Origin of the sequence: Ruegeria marisrubri, assembly GCF_001507595.1 — a bacterium.
In the GTDB taxonomy this organism is placed as follows: domain Bacteria; phylum Pseudomonadota; class Alphaproteobacteria; order Rhodobacterales; family Rhodobacteraceae; genus Ruegeria; species Ruegeria marisrubri.
In genome coordinates this window covers 95,798-111,137 of sequence record NZ_LQBQ01000035.1, presented here as the reverse complement: position 1 = coordinate 111,137, position 15,340 = coordinate 95,798, and the positions used below count along the sequence as shown (strand labels likewise).

13 protein-coding genes are annotated in these 15,340 nt (G+C 64.3%); 8 read left to right on the top strand and 5 right to left on the bottom strand.

From position 1 onward, the window contains the following. The first annotated feature begins 16 nt into the window (after positions 1-16). Positions 17-598, top strand: a complete 582-nt coding sequence (locus tag AVO45_RS14755) for a DUF1285 domain-containing protein (RefSeq protein WP_068348299.1) — start codon at positions 17-19, stop codon at positions 596-598. Between the two features lie 88 nt (positions 599-686). On the opposite strand, the gene AVO45_RS14750 is transcribed toward AVO45_RS14755, so the two are convergent. Continuing rightward, positions 687-1,658: an alpha/beta hydrolase gene (locus AVO45_RS14750; RefSeq protein ID WP_068348297.1), complete on the bottom strand. Its 972-nt coding sequence runs from the start codon at positions 1,656-1,658 to the stop codon at positions 687-689. 115 nt (positions 1,659-1,773) lie between these two features. On the opposite strand from AVO45_RS14750, the gene AVO45_RS19790 reads away from it, so the two are divergent. Further along, positions 1,774-2,358 carry a TetR/AcrR family transcriptional regulator gene (locus AVO45_RS19790; RefSeq protein ID WP_068348295.1) on the top strand — a complete coding sequence of 195 codons (585 nt, stop codon included), beginning with the start codon at positions 1,774-1,776 and terminating at the stop codon, positions 2,356-2,358. A gap of 156 nt (positions 2,359-2,514) precedes the next feature. On the opposite strand, the gene cysK is transcribed toward AVO45_RS19790, so the two are convergent. After that, complete coding sequence (gene cysK, locus AVO45_RS14740) at positions 2,515-3,591, bottom strand: cysteine synthase A (protein ID WP_068348701.1); 1,077 nt, start codon at positions 3,589-3,591, stop codon at positions 2,515-2,517. A gap of 196 nt (positions 3,592-3,787) precedes the next feature. Between cysK and AVO45_RS14735 the strand changes: the two genes are divergently transcribed. Both AVO45_RS14735 and AVO45_RS14730 read left to right on the top strand, forming a co-directional pair. Beyond that, positions 3,788-4,543, top strand: a complete 756-nt coding sequence (locus AVO45_RS14735; RefSeq protein WP_068348697.1) for a hydroxypyruvate isomerase family protein — start codon at positions 3,788-3,790, stop codon at positions 4,541-4,543. A 73-nt stretch (positions 4,544-4,616) separates the two neighbouring features. Continuing rightward, on the top strand, positions 4,617-4,847 hold the full coding sequence (locus AVO45_RS14730; protein ID WP_068348293.1) for a DUF2798 domain-containing protein: 231 nt from the start codon (positions 4,617-4,619) through the stop codon (positions 4,845-4,847). A 48-nt stretch (positions 4,848-4,895) separates the two neighbouring features. Here AVO45_RS14730 and polA read toward each other — a convergent pair whose 3' ends face one another. Beyond that, positions 4,896-7,700, bottom strand: a complete 2,805-nt coding sequence (polA, locus tag AVO45_RS14725) for a DNA polymerase I (RefSeq protein WP_068348292.1) — start codon at positions 7,698-7,700, stop codon at positions 4,896-4,898. A 127-nt stretch (positions 7,701-7,827) separates the two neighbouring features. After that, positions 7,828-8,007: a zinc-finger domain-containing protein gene (locus AVO45_RS14720; RefSeq protein ID WP_068348290.1), complete on the bottom strand. Its 180-nt coding sequence runs from the start codon at positions 8,005-8,007 to the stop codon at positions 7,828-7,830. A gap of 89 nt (positions 8,008-8,096) precedes the next feature. On the opposite strand from AVO45_RS14720, the gene AVO45_RS14715 reads away from it, so the two are divergent. Then, positions 8,097-9,089, top strand: a complete 993-nt coding sequence (locus tag AVO45_RS14715; protein WP_068348288.1) for an ABC transporter ATP-binding protein — start codon at positions 8,097-8,099, stop codon at positions 9,087-9,089. Here AVO45_RS14715 and AVO45_RS14710 read toward each other — a convergent pair. Further along, the gene (locus AVO45_RS14710; protein ID WP_068348286.1) at positions 9,086-9,550 is read right to left on the bottom strand and encodes a DUF1203 domain-containing protein; all 465 of its coding nucleotides are present in this window, start codon (positions 9,548-9,550) and stop codon (positions 9,086-9,088) included. The genes AVO45_RS14715 and AVO45_RS14710 overlap by 4 nt on opposite strands. 110 nt (positions 9,551-9,660) lie before the next feature. On the opposite strand from AVO45_RS14710, the gene AVO45_RS14705 reads away from it, so the two are divergent. From AVO45_RS14705 to AVO45_RS14695, 3 genes are read left to right on the top strand one after another with little or no spacing between them, the layout of a single operon-like run. After that, on the top strand, positions 9,661-12,654 hold the full coding sequence (locus AVO45_RS14705; RefSeq protein ID WP_240482152.1) for an error-prone DNA polymerase: 2,994 nt from the start codon (positions 9,661-9,663) through the stop codon (positions 12,652-12,654). A gap of 33 nt (positions 12,655-12,687) precedes the next feature. After that, positions 12,688-14,205, top strand: coding sequence for a 2,3-bisphosphoglycerate-independent phosphoglycerate mutase (gene gpmI, locus AVO45_RS14700; protein ID WP_068348284.1), 1,518 nt, complete (start codon positions 12,688-12,690; stop codon positions 14,203-14,205). Then, positions 14,202-15,335, top strand: a complete 1,134-nt coding sequence (locus AVO45_RS14695) for a murein hydrolase activator EnvC family protein (RefSeq protein ID WP_068348282.1) — start codon at positions 14,202-14,204, stop codon at positions 15,333-15,335. The genes gpmI and AVO45_RS14695 overlap by 4 nt, the downstream gene beginning before the upstream one ends. Positions 15,336-15,340: the final 5 nt, after the last annotated feature.

Genomic DNA, 15,340 nt, shown 5'->3' with positions numbered 1-15,340 from the left:
GGAAATGGCAAAAACAATGAGTGGACAAAAAGCCGTGACACCGTCGGCCGAAGGGCTGGAAGCATCGGTCAAAGCCGCCAAAACCAAGGGCTTGCCGCCGGTCCACCTGTGGAACCCGCCCTTTTGCGGGGATCTGGACATGCGCATCGCGCGCGACGGGACATGGTTCTATCAGGGAACCCCGATCAACCGGTTCCAACTGGTCAAGCTGTTCTCGTCGATCCTCAAGAAGGAGGACGGCAAGTATTACCTCGTCACCCCGGTCGAAAAGGTCGGCATCACGGTCGACGACGCGCCCTTCGTGGCCGTCGATTTCGAGGTGTCCGGCGAAGGCAAGGATCAGGTGATCACCTTCACCACCCATGTCGGTGACACGGCGGTGGCCGGACCGGATCACCCCATCCGAATTGTTCGCGATCCGGAAACAGACGAGCCGTCGCCGTATGTATTGGTTCGCGCAAATCTGGAGGCTCTGATCGACCGCAAAAGCTTTTACCGGCTGTTCGATCTGGGCGTCGAACATGACGGCTGGTTCGGCGTCTGGTCCTCGGGCCAGTTCTTTCCGATCATCCCGTCCGAGGAGCTTGCGGCCAGCTAGGACACCACGCCAAGGAATGAAAGAGGCCTGCACGTCTTGTGCAGGCCCCCTGGAAGAAACATGCCGACAGGCTTGAACGCAGCAGAGGTCAAGCCGCCAGTGCAATTGCCCCGCCGTGTTTACGGAAGAACCCGTCCATAGCCGCGACAGCGCGCTCCACATCCTTGGGGATGTCATAGAGCGACACATGGGAGGCACCCGAGATCTCGACGAACTCCTTGGGGTCCGAAGCCGCCTCGACGAAGGCTTTGGTCAGCAGGCCAGTAGCCAACAGCCCCTGAGCCGGGTCCATCGCCCTTTCCCCGACGATGCCGATGAAGGGCGTGTAGACATATGGTGCATAGTTCATGGCATCGGCCAGCATCGGCGCTTCCAGCATGAAGGAGGGCGAGAGGTGGCTGTAGCTCGGATAGGTCTGTGCGCCCGCCCGCTCGGTCATGTAGTAGTCATAGCCTTCGCTCGGGGTCGCCCCGGCCTTGATCGCTTCTTCCTCGGCAGCGATGCCCAAAGCGTCCACATAGTCGATCACTCCGGTTTCATAGGCCTTCTGCCGCCCCGCGTTCTGCGCAGCGATCAGGGCGGTGATGGTCTCACGATCCATCGCTTCGAAGTAGCTGGCCTTGTTGCCCAGCATCCCCGATACGCTGGCGACGGCCTTGAGCCGCTTGTCGGTCGTGGCCACCAGCGCCATGTAGCCGCCCGAAGCGCAGATGCCGAGGCCGAACAGGCGGTCACGATCCACGAAGGGCAGCGTGCCCATGAAGCTGATCGCGTCGCGGATCGACTCGATCTTGACCCACGAGTTTTCATTGTTGCGGATCTCGCCCTCGCTGTCGCCATAACCGATATGGTCGAAGGCCAGCGCCACGTATCCACGCGCGGCCAGTTCGCGGCCATAGACGGCCATGGTCTGCTCCTTGACCTGGTTGAAGGGGGGCGACATGATGACAGCCGGATATCTGCCCTCTTCGGAAAAGCCCTCGGGCGTGTAGAGGTGGGCGGCGAGCCTGCAGCCCATGGATTTGAAGGTAACGTCGTTGCGGCCAGCGATGAGGGTCATGCCGGTTCTCCTTGCTTGGGATTGCAAAAGTAAATCGATGTATTTACATATGAGGCAATCGACGCAAATTGTAAACTTCATATTTTACTTTTGCGCGAGAAAGGCAGAGCTCACCGTGAAACTGACTGAAAAGAAACGAAAAGATATCATCGAAGCGGCCATCGAAGAGTTCCGCGAAAACGGATTTCTGGGGGCCAAGACCACGCAGATCGCCAAGCGGGCTGGTGTGTCGAGTCGCACGCTCTACAATCATTTCGAAACGAAAGAGGCGCTGTTCGACGCGATCACCGAGATCATGATCGCGCGCAATTCGGCCATGGCACCCGTTCCCTATGACCCGGACCGCCCGCTGGACGAACAACTGATCGAGGCGCTGGAACGCTATGTCAGTGTCATCACCGAGCCCGAGGCCATCGGCCTGAACCGGATGGTGATTTCCGAGTTCCTGCGCGATCTCGACCGCTCACGCGCCTTCTTCGCCGAAAGCCTTGCCCACGATTACCCGATCAAGCGGCTGATCGAAGAGGCGATGCAAGCTGGGGCTTTGCGAAAGGCCGACCCGGAATTCGCCACCAGCCAGTTGCTGGCGCTGGTGAAGAACTTCTTCTTCTGGCCGGAATTCCTGCTTGGCGAGAAGCAGAAAACGGATGGGATCATGCGGGACTGTGTCGCAATGTTCCTGTCGCATTACCGGGCATAGGTCCGGATTGCTTCAAAGACAGTTGCGGTGCTCGGCAAGACCGTCTCATGAAACGTCAACACCCTCGCAGGTTCCTGCGAGGGCGTCTGCTACTTGTCTGCCAATTTCATCGCTGGAATCGCCTGGCAAGATGGCGCTTTTGGCAAGAGCTCGGCCTCAGCCCGCCTCCATCTGCGCCGACGGGGTAGACAGCGAAATGCTTCGCTCTTCTTCGGTCATGTCCTCGGGGATGCCCTCGAACAGCGGCGTCGAGAGGTAGCGTTCGCCGGTATCCGGCAGCATCACCAGCATCACCGACCCTTCGGGCGCGTCCTTGGCCACCTGCATGGCGGCGGCAAAGGTCGATCCGCCGGAAATGCCGGCAAAGATCCCCTCTTCGGCGGCCAGCCGTTTCGACCAGGCGATGCCTTCGGCGCCGGGCACCTTGAGCAGGTCGTCGTAATAGGAATTGTCCAACGCCTCCTGCAGGACATAGGGGATGAAATCCGGCGTCCATCCCTGGATCGGGTGCGGCTCGAAAGCCGGGTGGCTTTCGGTGGGCTGGTGCGCCTCGTTGCGGGTGTTCACATAGCCCGAGGACACGATGGCGGCGTTGGCGGGCTCGGCCAGAACGATCCTGGTCTCAGGGCGCTCCTTGCGCAGCACGCGCCCGACTCCCGCGACCGTGCCGCCCGTGCCATAGCCAGTCACCCAGTAGTCCAGCCGCTCGCCCTCGAAATCCCCGAGGATCTCGCGCGCGGTCGTGTTTTCGTGGATGTCCGCGTTGTCGGGCGTCTCGAACTGGCTGGCAAGGAACCAGCCGTTTTCCTCGGCCAGCTCCTTGGCCTTGGTGTACATGCCAAAGCCCTTGAGCGCCCGCGGCGTCAGCACCACCTTGGCGCCCAGGAACCGCATCAGACGCCGCCGCTCGACCGAGAAACTGTCGGCCATCGTCACCACCAGCGGATAGCCCTTGGCGGCACAGACCATCGCCAGCCCGATACCGGTATTGCCCGAGGTCGCCTCGACCACCGTCTGGCCGGGTTTCAAGCGCCCGTCGCGCTCGGCCGCCTCGATGATGTTGAGCGCCAGCCGGTCCTTCACCGACCCCGCCGGGTTGAAGGCCTCGAACTTGACGTAAACCGTGACATGCTCGGGAGCGATCCGGTTTATGCGGATGACGGGCGTGTCGCCGACGGTTTCCAGCACATTGTCAAAGCGGCGGCCACGGCCGTTGGTCTGTCGTATTCCCATGATGTCCCCCGGGGTTTCGGTATCCAGATTTCGCCCGCTCAGCCTAGACCAGATCGCCGGGGGCAATCCACCCGGCACAGTGTTTCACGGTTTTTCCGGGAATTACTGTCAGATGGATGCGTTTCCGCTGCGCCCCGGGGCCTTTCGCCAAAACCTGCCCTGCGCTATGCCGAACTGGCACCAAGTGGAAATCCCGATGCCCCGATTTGCCGCCAACCTGTCTCTGCTGTTCACCGAATTGCCATATCCGCAGCGTTTCGGCGCCGCCGCCCGGGCGGGGTTCAGGGCGGTCGAGATCCTGTTTCCCTATGACCTCGCCCCCGAAACAACGCGCCGGGCCCTCGAGGACAACGGGCTGGAACTGGTGCTGATCAACGCGCCGCCGCCGGCCGCAGCCGGTGACAGGCCGGGCTATGCCGCGGTTCCGGGCGGAGAAGGCCGGTTCCGGGCCGACCTGCGCCGGGTTCTCGATTGTGCCGAAATCCTGCGCCCCGGCCTGATTCACCTGATGGCGGGATATGAAAAGGGCGAACAGGCCGCCGAAACCTTTGTCCGCAACCTGCAATGGGCCGCGGATCTGGCGCCCCGGCAACGCTTTACCATCGAGCCGCTGAACCCGGTGTCCCAGCCGGGGTATTTCCTGGACGACTACGATCTGGCCCGCGACATCCTGAAACGGGTCGCGCGGCCCAATGTCGGGCTGCAATACGACAGTTTCCACGCCCAGATGATTCTCGGCGACGCCTTGTCGGTCTGGGACAGGTTCGGGACGGGGACCTTTCACGTCCAGATCGGCGCCGCGCCCGACAGGTCCGAGCCCGGAAACGGGCCCACCGACTTCAGGGCGCTGTTTCAGGCGATCGACGCAAGCGGCTATGACGGCTGGGTCAGCGCCGAATACACGCCCTCGACCGCGCGCACCGAAGCCTCTCTGAAATGGATGACCCTTTGACGCGCGCGGATATGCTGGACATTACATTCCTCATGCGGAATATGATTAAGCGACGAGAACGAGGAAGGTGCCAATGATTCCCGCCAGATTTGCCCCGATTCTTTTCGGTTTCATCCTGTCCGGGCTGATGTCCTGCATCGTGACCTGCATCGCCACGGTGAAAGAGGTCGGTTTCGGCCCCGCCACGTTTTCCAGCTGGATGGGCGCCTGGGGTGTCAGCTGGCCGGTCGCTTTCGCGGTGGTCCTGTTCGTGGCGCCGCTGACCCGTCGGCTGGTGGCCCTGTTGGTCAGGCCCGAGGCCTGACCCGCCGCGAAGAGGGCCCGCCGGGCCGGATGAGCGGCGCCCTGCCTCTCAATGCGCCTCAGCCCAGTTGGCGCCCTTGCCCGCATCCACGGTCAGCCTGACGTCCAGCTTCACCGCCGGATCGGGCGCGTTCTCCATGATGTCGCGCGCGACCTCGATGGTCTTGTCCACCGCGTCCTCGGCCACTTCGAACAGCAATTCGTCATGCACCTGCAGCAGCATCTTGGCCGGCAGCCCGTCGATTGCCTCGGGCATCCGCACCATCGCCCGCCGGATCACGTCCGCCGCGGTGCCCTGAATCGGCGCGTTGATCGCCGCGCGGCGGGCAAACCCGGCATGCGGCCCCTTGGCATTGATCTCGGGCGTATGGATCTTGCGCCCGAACAGCGTCTGCACATAGCCATGCTCTTTGGCAAAGGCAATCGTGTCGTCCATGTAGCGCCGGATGCCCGGGAAGCGCTCGAAATAGCGGTCGATGAAGCCCTGCGCCTCGGCCCGCGGAATGCGCAGGTTGCGCGCCAGGCCAAAGCCCGAAATGCCGTAGATCACCCCGAAATTGATCGCCTTGGCCTTGCGGCGGATCTCGGGCGTCATCTCGTCCAACGGTACGTCGAACATTTCCGACGCGGTCATGGCGTGGATGTCCAGCCCGTCGGCAAAGGCCTGTTTCAGGGCTGGAATATCGGCGACATGCGCGAGGATGCGCAGCTCGATCTGTGAATAGTCCAGTGACACCAGAACGTTGCCCGGCTCGGCGATGAAGGCCTCACGGATGCGGCGGCCTTCCTCGGTGCGCACAGGAATGTTCTGCAGGTTCGGGTCGGTCGAGGCCAGACGCCCCGTATTCGCCCCGGTAATGGCATAAGACGTATGCACCCGGCCCGTATCGGGGTTGATATGGGTCTGCAGCGCGTCGGTATAGGTCGATTTCAGCTTGCTGAGCTGCCGCCAATCCAGCACCCGGCGCGGCAATTCATGCTCGGTCGCCAGATCTTCCAGCACATCGGCGCCGGTCGAATACTTGCCGGTCTTGCCCTTCTTGCCGCCCTCAAGGCCCATCTTGTCGAACAGGATCTCGCCCAGCTGCGCGGGAGAACCGACATTGAAGGTTTCGCCTGCCAACTCGTGAATTTCGGCCTCCAACGCCGCCATCTTCTGCGCAAAGGCATTGGACATGCGGCTCAGAACGTCGCGGTCGACCTTGATGCCATGCATCTCCATCTCGGCCAGAACCGGCACCAAGGGGCGCTCCATCGTCTCATAGACGGTGGTGACCTGAACCCGGTGCAACTGCGGCTTGAACAGCTTCCACAGGCGCAGGGTGATGTCGGCATCCTCGGCGGCATAGGCGGTGGCCTCGTCGATCGGCACCTTGTCGAAGGTGATCGCCGATTTGCCCGAGCCCAGCAGCGGCTTGATCGGGATCGGCGTGTGGCCCAGAAACCGTTCCGACAGCGTGTCCATGCCGTGTCCATGCTCGCCCGCATGCATGGCATAGGACATCAGCATCGTGTCGTCGATCGGGGCCACATCCACGCCGTAGCGCGCAAAGATCTTGGCATCATATTTCATGTTCTGCCCGATCTTCAGGATCGACGGGTCCTCGAGCACCGGCTTCAGCAGCTTCAGCGCCTCATCCAGCGGCATCTGCCCCTCGGCCAGCGCGTCCGAGCCGAACAGGTCGTCGCTGGCCCCGTCGCGGTGGGTCAGAGGGATGTAACAGGCCTCGCCCGGCTCGATGCACAGCGAGATGCCGACCAGATCGGCAATCATCTCGTTCAGCCCCGTGGTCTCGGTGTCCACCGCCACCCAGCCGCGTTCATGCGCCTGGTCGATCCATTTCTGCAACGCCGCCGCATCGCGCACGCATTCGTATTTGCTGGCGTCGAACGGGATGTCCTCGGCCGGAGGATCATCCGCTGCCACTGGTGCCGCCGGCGCCTCGGGAATAACCGGCGGCTCAACCCCCAGCTTCTCGGCAATCCGCTTGGAAAGCGTACGGAACTCCATCTCGGCCAGGAACGACAACAGCTTGTCCGGGTCGGGGTCACGCAGTTCCAGATCGTCCAGCGTGAAATCCAGCGGCGTCTTGCAGTCCAGCTGCACCAGCTTTTTCGACAGTTCGATCTGGTCGCGCTTCTCGATCAGGGTCTGGCGGCGCTTGGGCTGCTTGATCTCCTCGGCGCGGTCCAGAAGCGTTTCCAAATCACCATATTCGTTGATCAACAGCGCCGCCGTCTTGATCCCGATCCCCGGCGCGCCCGGCACGTTGTCGACGCTGTCACCGGCCAGCGCCTGCACATCCACGACGCGCTCGGGGTAGACGCCGAATTTCTCGAACACCCCCTCGCGGTCGATGCGCTTGTTCTTCATGGCGTCCAGCATCTCGACACCGTCGCCCACCAGCTGCATCAGGTCCTTGTCGGAACTGACGATGGTCACCCGCCCGCCGGCCTTGCGCGCCTGGCAGGCCAGCGTGGCGATGATGTCGTCGGCCTCGTACCCCTCCAGTTCTTTGCAGGGGATGTTGAAGGCCTCGGTCGCCTGCCGGGTCAGCGGGATCTGCGGGCGCAGGTCCTCGGGCATCGCCTCGCGGTTGGCCTTGTAGAGGTCGTACAGATCGTTGCGGAAGGTGTGCGAGCCCTTGTCGAAGATCACCGCCAGATGGGTCGGCGCATCGGGGCCGTGGTCGCCATCCACATAGCGCTGCAGCATGTTGCAAAAGCCCGAAACGGCGCCAATCGGCAGCCCGTCCGATTTCCTCGTCAGCGGCGGCAGCGCGTGATAGGCGCGAAAGATGAACGCGGACCCATCGATCAGATGCAGATGGCAGCCTTTTCCGAATTTGCTCATGCGCGCCCTCTCCCTCGTCCTCGCGAGCCCACTCATGGCATGGGCATACCGGCAGGGCCGCCGTCAACCGCGCCCCACTGCTTCACCTTTTCTCAAATACTCATGACCCGAACCGGGCCACGGGCGCTCAGGCTGCCTTTTCGTGCCCCTTCAGAACATATTTGCAATCGCAATAGGGGCATTCGACCCAGCCCTGATCCTCGGGGATCTGCAACCAGACGCGCGGATGGCCCAGCGCGCCCTCGCCGCCATCACAGGCGATGCGGCTTGTCTCGACGATCTTGGTTTCCGGAGCTTCGATTGTCACGGCGTGCGATCCTTCACTGGTTGTCGGCCTCGCGGGCATGCATTAGGTGCGTTTATGAGCGATCAGGAAACCGGGAGCAAGAGCCAGCAATGACCGATGCAGCGATCAGCCTTCGCGGCCTGCGCAAAACCTATCGCGGCGGCAAGGGCCAGCCCGAGAAACACGCGCTGAAGGGCATCGACCTGGACATCCCGCGCGGGTCGGTCTTTGGCCTGCTGGGGCCGAACGGCGCCGGCAAATCGACACTGATCAACATTCTCGCCGGCCTGGTGATCAAGACCGCCGGCCAGGTGACGATCTGGGGCTATGACCAGGACCGCAACCCGCGCCAGTCCCGTGCCGCCATCGGGGTGATGCCGCAGGAGCTGAACCTCGACCCCTTCTTCACCCCCCGCGGCGCGCTCGAGGTGCAGGCCGGGCTATACGGCGTGCCGAAATCGCAGCGACGCAGCGACGAAATCCTCGAACTGGTGGGCCTCAGCGACAAGGCCGAGGCCTATGCCCGCACGCTCTCGGGCGGGATGCGGCGGCGGCTGCTGCTGGCCAAGGCGCTGGTGCACCACCCGAAAATCCTGGTGCTGGACGAACCCACCGCCGGCGTGGACATCGAGCTGCGCCAGATGCTGTGGGCCAATGTTCGCAAGCTGAACCAGCAGGGCATGACCATCATCCTGACCACGCACTACCTGGAAGAAGCGCAGGAGATGTGCGACGAGATCGCCATCATCAACCACGGGGAAAAGGTGGCGCAGGACAGCACCGCCAACCTGCTGGGCCGCATGGACGGCCGCACCATGGTCATCACCCCCGAGGCCCCCGTGACCGCCCTGCCCGCCGCACCCGGCGTTCAGGCCAGCCTGCGCGACGACGGCAGCCTGGCGCTGCACTACCGCAGCCCGGAAACCAGCGCCGAGCAGGTGCTCGAAGCGGTTCGTCAGGCCGGCATCCGCATCCGCGACGTGCGCACCGAAGAGGCCGATCTCGAGGACGTGTTCCTGGCCCTCACTTCCTCGCGTGCCGAGGATCCCCCCGCCGACGATCAGGACCAACCCCGCCGGGGCCTGCACCGGCTCAAGCTCTAAACCCGGTCTATCCGCGCTTGGTAGCAGTTGTTCCGTGCCGACCTGACGTGAATATAGGCCACGTCCGGGCGGGCAAAAATGTCGCTGACTTTTGCGTCGATCTGATCTTTGGGCGTGATTGCCCCGGTGCCATAAACGATCCGGTCATCTGGTCCATACCCCTTGATCAGATAGTCGGGTGCAGTGGTCAAAATCTCGGGCAGGGCGTCGCCTTCATAGCGCTCGCAAGGCGTTGTGCACAGAAAGATCGGCCCTGTTTCAGCGTATGGATGTGGCTCTAAAAAGGGACGATGCGCCAAAATCAGCATCTCTGCGCCTTCGGGAATGTTCTTCAGGCAGTGGCGACAGGGATTGCCAGCCCCCGACGAAACGGCGCGCTCGGGCGCGGCGCCATATGCATCAGGCTGACCTGCCTGAAGGGCGCGGACTTCGTCAGTGGGCAGAGCGGTGATCTTGAACATATCAGGCCTCCTTTTTCTGCAACCATGCGCGCCTGGCCTGGTCTAGGCGACCCGTTTCCTGCGCAAAGGACTCGAAAAAGAACAAAACAAGAATATAATGACGACTCGCCATGTATGCCGAGCTGTCGATCACGTCGAACTTCACCTTCCTCACCGGGGCTTCGCACCCCGAGGAGTACATGGAGCGCGCCGTCACCCTGGGCCTGCCCGCCATCGCCATCGCCGATGACAACTCGGTGGCCGGCATCGTCCGCGCCCATACCCAGGCGCGCGAGATCGCCCGCAAGGTGCGTGAGCGCCACGCATGGGAAGAGCAGAACACGCCCATCGGCCCGCCCTGCCCCGATCACATCCCGAAACCACCCTCGTTCCCGGTGCACGCGGTGCCGCGCCTGATCCCGGCGGCGCGGCTGATCTTTGCCGATGCCCCGCCCGTCACCGCCCTGCCCATCAACCGGCAGGGTTGGGCCAGCCTGTGCCGCCTTCTGTCCACCGGACGGCTGCGCGCCGCCAAGGGCGACTGCATCCTGCAGCTGTCCGACCTGCTGGAGTTCTCCGACGGCCTCCACCTGCTGCTCTGGCCACAGGCGGGCCGTCCGACCGGCGGCGCGAGCGGGTGGCGGACACAGGCGCAACAGCTGACGCGCCGCTTTGCCGGGCGCATGCACCTGCTGATGCATCCCCGCTATGACGGGGCGGATGCGGCGTTTTTCCATTTGTTAGAGACTGAATCGGGCCATCTGGGCCTGCCCAGCATCGCCAGCGCCGCGCCGATGATGCATCACGGGTCGCGCCGCCGGCTGGCCGATGTGCTGACCGCGATCCGCCTGCGCCGCAAGGTGGACGACTTGGGCCGCCACGCGCTGGCCAATGGCGAGCAGCGCCTGCGGTCCGAGGCCGAGATGCTGCGCATCTTCAAGGGGCATGAAGGCGCCGTGGCCCGCGCGTATGCGCTCAGCGAACACCTCACCTTCTCGCTGGACGAGCTGCGCTATGAATACCCCAGCGAGGTCAGCGGCACCGAAACCCCCGCCCAGCGCCTGCACCGTCTGGCGCATGAAGGGCTGGCCTGGCGCTATCCCGCCGGCGCCCCTGAAAAGGTCAAGGCGATGCTGGCGCATGAGCTGTCCCTGATCGGCAAGCTGAAATACGAACCCTACTTCCTGACCGTCCGCGACATCGTGCATTTTGCCCGCGGCCGCGGGATCCTGTGCCAGGGGCGCGGCTCGGCGGCCAATTCGGTGGTCTGCTATTGCCTGGGCGTCACCTCGGTCAGCCCCGAGATGGGCACCATGGTGTTTGAACGCTTCGTCTCCGAGGCGCGGGACGAGCCGCCCGACATTGACGTGGATTTCGAACATGAACGCCGCGAAGAGGTGATCCAGCACATCTATGAACGCTATGGCCGCCACCGCGCGGGGCTGTGCGCCACGGTGATCCACTATCGCGGCAAGCGCGCCATCCGCGAGGTGGGCCGTGCCATGGGCCTGACCGAGGACACGATTTCCGCCCTGTCCTCGCAGCTGTGGGGGTTTTTCTCGGCCTCGGGGCTCGAGGCCGAACGCATGCGCGAGATCGGCCTCGACCCCGAGGATCGCCGCCTGAAACAGACTCTAACACTGGTGCATCAGATCAACGGCTTCCCCCGCCACCTGTCCCAGCATGTGGGCGGGTTCATCATCACCGAGGGCCGTCTGGACGAGATGGTGCCCATCGAGAACGCCACGATGGAGGACCGCACCGTCATCTGCTGGGACAAGGACGACATCGACAGTCTGGGCATCCTCAAGGTCGATGTCCTGAGCCTTGGCATGCTGACCTGCATCCGCAAGGCCTTTGACCTGATCACCCAGCACCATCAGACGAGTTACACGCTCGCTACCCTGCCGCCCGAGGACCCGGCGGTCTATGACATGCTGTGCCGCGCGGATTCGGTCGGCGTGTTCCAGGTGGAGTCACGTGCGCAGATGAACTTTCTGCCCCGGATGCGGCCGCGCAATTTCTATGATCTGGTGATCGAGGTCGCCATCATCCGCCCCGGCCCCATCCAGGGCGACATGGTGCATCCCTATATCCGCCGCCGCAATGGCGAGGAGGAGGTCAGCTTTCCCTCGGACGCACTGGGCGAGGTGCTGGGCAAGACGCTGGGCGTGCCGCTGTTCCAGGAACAGGCGATGCAGATCGCCATCGTCGGCGCGGGTTTCACGCCGGAACAGGCCGACCGGCTGCGGCGGTCGCTGGCGACCTTCAAGAAGCACGGCAATGTCAGCGAATTCCGCACCCTGTTCCTGCGCGGGATGCAGCGCAACGGCTATGACGCCGAATTTGCCGAGCGCTGTTTCTCGCAGATCGAGGGGTTCGGCTCCTACGGCTTCCCCGAAAGTCACGCGGCCAGCTTTGCGCTGCTGGTCTATGCCAGCGCTTGGATCAAGTGCCACCATCCGGGGATTTTCGCCTGCGCGCTGCTGAACTCGCAGCCGATGGGGTTCTATGCCCCCGCCCAGATCGTGCGCGATGCGCGCGAACATGGCGTGCAGGTGCGCCCGGTCTGCATCAACGCCAGTTTCTGGGACAACGTGATGGAACCCGACGGCCATGGCGGGCTGGCCCTGCGGCTGGGCTTTCGCCAGATCAAGGGCCTCAGCGAAGAGGACGCCAGTTGGCTGACCGCCGCGCGCGGCAACGGCTACCATCAGGTCGAGGACGTCTGGCGCCGCGCGGGCCTTGGCCCCTCGGTGATCGAGCGGCTGGCCGAGGCGGATGCCTTTGCCGCCTGCGGCCTGACCCGGCGCGAGGCGCTGTGGCAGGCCAAGGCGATCGCCACCGCCAGGCCTCTGCCCCTGTTCGCGCAGGATCTGGAAGGCGAGGCGCTGGACGAGCCCGCCGCCCATCTGCCGCAGATGTCGCTGGGCGAACAGGTGGTCGAGGATTATGTGGCCACCCGCCTGAGCCTGCGGGCACATCCCGTGGCCCTGCTGCGGCACCTGCTGACCCCCGGAATGGCGACGCAGGTTGGCGACAAGGCGGAAATTGCCGGGATTTCCGGCGACAAGTCGCAGTTGGTGGCGCTAAAGGCGGTTCACCCTCGGGGACACACGGGTTAGAAGGCGGCCAAGAGCAGTTTCCGGAGACCCACCATGACCGCCCCCAAACCCGTAGTTCTGTGCATTCTCGATGGTTGGGGACTGTCCGACGACACAAAGGCAAACGCGCCCTATCTGGCGCACACGCCCACCTTCGACGCGATCATGTCCAAGGGGCCGCACGCGCGCCTGATCACGCACGGGCCGGATGTGGGCCTGCCCACCGGGCAGATGGGCAATTCCGAGGTCGGCCACACCAATATCGGCGCCGGCCGGGTGGTGGCGATGGACCTGGGCCAGATCGACCTGGCGATCGAGGACGGGTCGTTCTTTGAAAACGAAGCGCTGCAGGCGTTCATCGCCGAGGTAAAGGCCGCCGGCGGCACCGCGCATCTGATGGGGCTGGTCTCGGATGGCGGCGTGCACGGGCATCTCAACCACATCGTCGCAGCGGCCCGCGCCATCACCGAGGCGGGCGTTCCCGTTGCCCTGCATGCCATCACCGATGGCCGCGACGTGGCGCCGAAATCCGCCTTCACCTATGTCGCCGAACTGGAAGAGCGCCTGCCCCAAGGCGCCCGCATCGTCACCGTCAGCGGCCGCTATTTCGCGATGGACCGCGACAATCGCTGGGAACGGGTCAGCGAGGCCTACAACGCCATGGTCAAGGCCGAAGGCCGCAAGGTGACCACCGCGCATTCCGCGATTGACCACGCCTACAACCAGTCGGAAACCGACGAGTTCATCGCCCCCACCGTTCTGGCGGGCTATGACGGCATGAAGGATGGCGACGGCTTCTTCTGCCTCAACTTCCGCGCCGACCGCGCCCGCGAGATCCTGCGCGCCATCGGCGAGCCGGGCTTTGCCGAGTTCGATACGGGGACCCGGCCCAAACTGTCCGGGCTTCTGGGCATGGTCGAATATTCCGACCGCCACAACGCCTACATGACGACGGTTTTCCCCAAGCGCGACATCGTGAACACGCTGGGCGCCTGGGTGGCCAAGCAAGGTCTGCGCCAGTTCCGCCTGGCCGAGACCGAGAAATACCCGCATGTCACCTTCTTCCTCAACGGCGGCAAGGAAGAGCCCGAGGTGGGCGAGGACCGCTACATGGCCCCGTCGCCCAAGGTGGCCACCTACGACCTGCAGCCCGAGATGTCGGCGGCGGAAGTGACCGAGAAATTCGTCGCGGCGATCGAGGCGGGCTATGACCTGATCGTCACCAACTATGCCAACCCGGACATGGTCGGGCACACCGGCGACCTGCAGGCGGCGATCAAGGCCTGCGAGGCCGTGGATCAGGGTCTGGCAAAGGTCATCGCCGCGCTGGAAAAGGCTGGCGGCGCGATGATCGTGACCGCCGATCACGGCAACTGCGAAACCATGATCGACCCGGAAACCGGCGGGCCCCACACGGCGCACACGCTGAACCCGGTGCCGGTCGCGCTGGTCGGCGGCCCCGAGGGCGCGACACTGCGCGAAGGCCGGCTGTCGGATCTGGCGCCCACCGTGCTCGAGTTGATGGGCCTGCCCAAGCCGCCCGAGATGACCGGCCAGAGCCTGCTGGCATGAGGATCCGCGCGGCAATTCTGGCCGCGCTGCTCTGGGTCGGTCCGGCGGCAGCCCAGAGCGACCCCGCCGAGGCCGCGCGCCACGCGGCGCAGTTGCTGGAACAGGCAGCCGAGGCCCTGAACGGTGCCGAAGGGGCCCGCGACCGCGTTCGGGCGCTGACCGAAATCATCCGCGCCTACGAGGCGGGGCTGGCCGCAACGCGGGACGGGATGCGCAAGGCCGCGATCCGCGAGGCCCAGTTGACGGCCGAACTGCGGGCGCGCGAGAAAGAGGTTTCCCGGCTTCTCGGCGCCCTTCAGACCATCGAAACGACATCCCCACCGCTTCTGATGCTGCATCCCTCGGGCCCGCTGGGCGCGGCGCGCGCGGGCATGATGCTGGCCGACGTCACGCCGGCGCTGAACGCGCGGGCGCAGGATCTGGCGAAGGATCTCGAAGACGTCCGCACCCTGCGCCAATTGCAGCAGGCTGCGGCCGATTCCCTTGCCGAAGGGCTTGCGGGGGTGCAGAAGGCGCGCACCGAACTCAGCAAGGCCATCGCCGACAGAACCGACCTGCCGCGACGGTTCACCGAAGACCCCATCCGCACAGCGATCCTCGTCTCTTCGACCGAAACGCTCGAGGCATTTGCCAGCGGCCTGTCCGAAATCGCGGCGGGCGAGATCGCCGCGACGAACGCGGATGTGTCCGCGCTCAAGGGGCAGATCGAACTGCCGGCTCAGGGCGTGGTCCTGCGCCGTGCGGGCGAGGCCGACGCGGCGGGCATTCGCCGCGAAGGCATGATCCTGGGCACCCGGCCACGGGCCATCGTCACGTCTCCGACTGCCGCCACGATCCGCTATCGCGGCCCGCTTCTGGATCTCGGCAATGTCGTGATCCTGGAACCGCAGCCCGATCTTCTGTTCGTCTTTTCCGGCCTTCAGGAAGTCTACGGAGAGCCCGGGCAGGTCATTCCGGCAGGCAGCCCGGTCGGCCTGATGCCGGGTGCATCGCCCGAAATCGGCGCGATTTTGTCAACAAGCGGTGAAGGCACTGGAACTGACCGCTCAGAAACGCTCTATATAGAGGTCAGAGAAGGCGGACGCCCCGTGAACCCCGAAAAGTGGTTCCGAACGGACAAGGATGGATAGACGAG

Excerpts from the sequence above, each read along its gene's own strand:
- AVO45_RS14755 (WP_068348299.1), top strand. The coding sequence starts at position 17 with ATGAGTGGACAAAAAGCCGTGACACCGTCGGCCGAAGGGCTGGAAGCA.
- AVO45_RS14750 (WP_068348297.1), bottom strand. The coding sequence starts at position 1,658 with ATGACCCTCATCGCTGGCCGCAACGACGTTACCTTCAAATCCATGGGC.
- cysK (WP_068348701.1), bottom strand. The coding sequence starts at position 3,591 with ATGGGAATACGACAGACCAACGGCCGTGGCCGCCGCTTTGACAATGTG.
- AVO45_RS14735 (WP_068348697.1), top strand. The coding sequence starts at position 3,788 with ATGCCCCGATTTGCCGCCAACCTGTCTCTGCTGTTCACCGAATTGCCA.
- AVO45_RS14730 (WP_068348293.1), top strand. The coding sequence starts at position 4,617 with ATGATTCCCGCCAGATTTGCCCCGATTCTTTTCGGTTTCATCCTGTCC.
- polA (WP_068348292.1), bottom strand. The coding sequence starts at position 7,700 with ATGAGCAAATTCGGAAAAGGCTGCCATCTGCATCTGATCGATGGGTCC.
- AVO45_RS14715 (WP_068348288.1), top strand. The coding sequence starts at position 8,097 with ATGACCGATGCAGCGATCAGCCTTCGCGGCCTGCGCAAAACCTATCGC.
- AVO45_RS14710 (WP_068348286.1), bottom strand. The coding sequence starts at position 9,550 with ATGTTCAAGATCACCGCTCTGCCCACTGACGAAGTCCGCGCCCTTCAG.
- AVO45_RS14705 (WP_240482152.1), top strand. The coding sequence starts at position 9,661 with ATGTATGCCGAGCTGTCGATCACGTCGAACTTCACCTTCCTCACCGGG.
- gpmI (WP_068348284.1), top strand. The coding sequence starts at position 12,688 with ATGACCGCCCCCAAACCCGTAGTTCTGTGCATTCTCGATGGTTGGGGA.
- AVO45_RS14695 (WP_068348282.1), top strand. The coding sequence starts at position 14,202 with ATGAGGATCCGCGCGGCAATTCTGGCCGCGCTGCTCTGGGTCGGTCCG.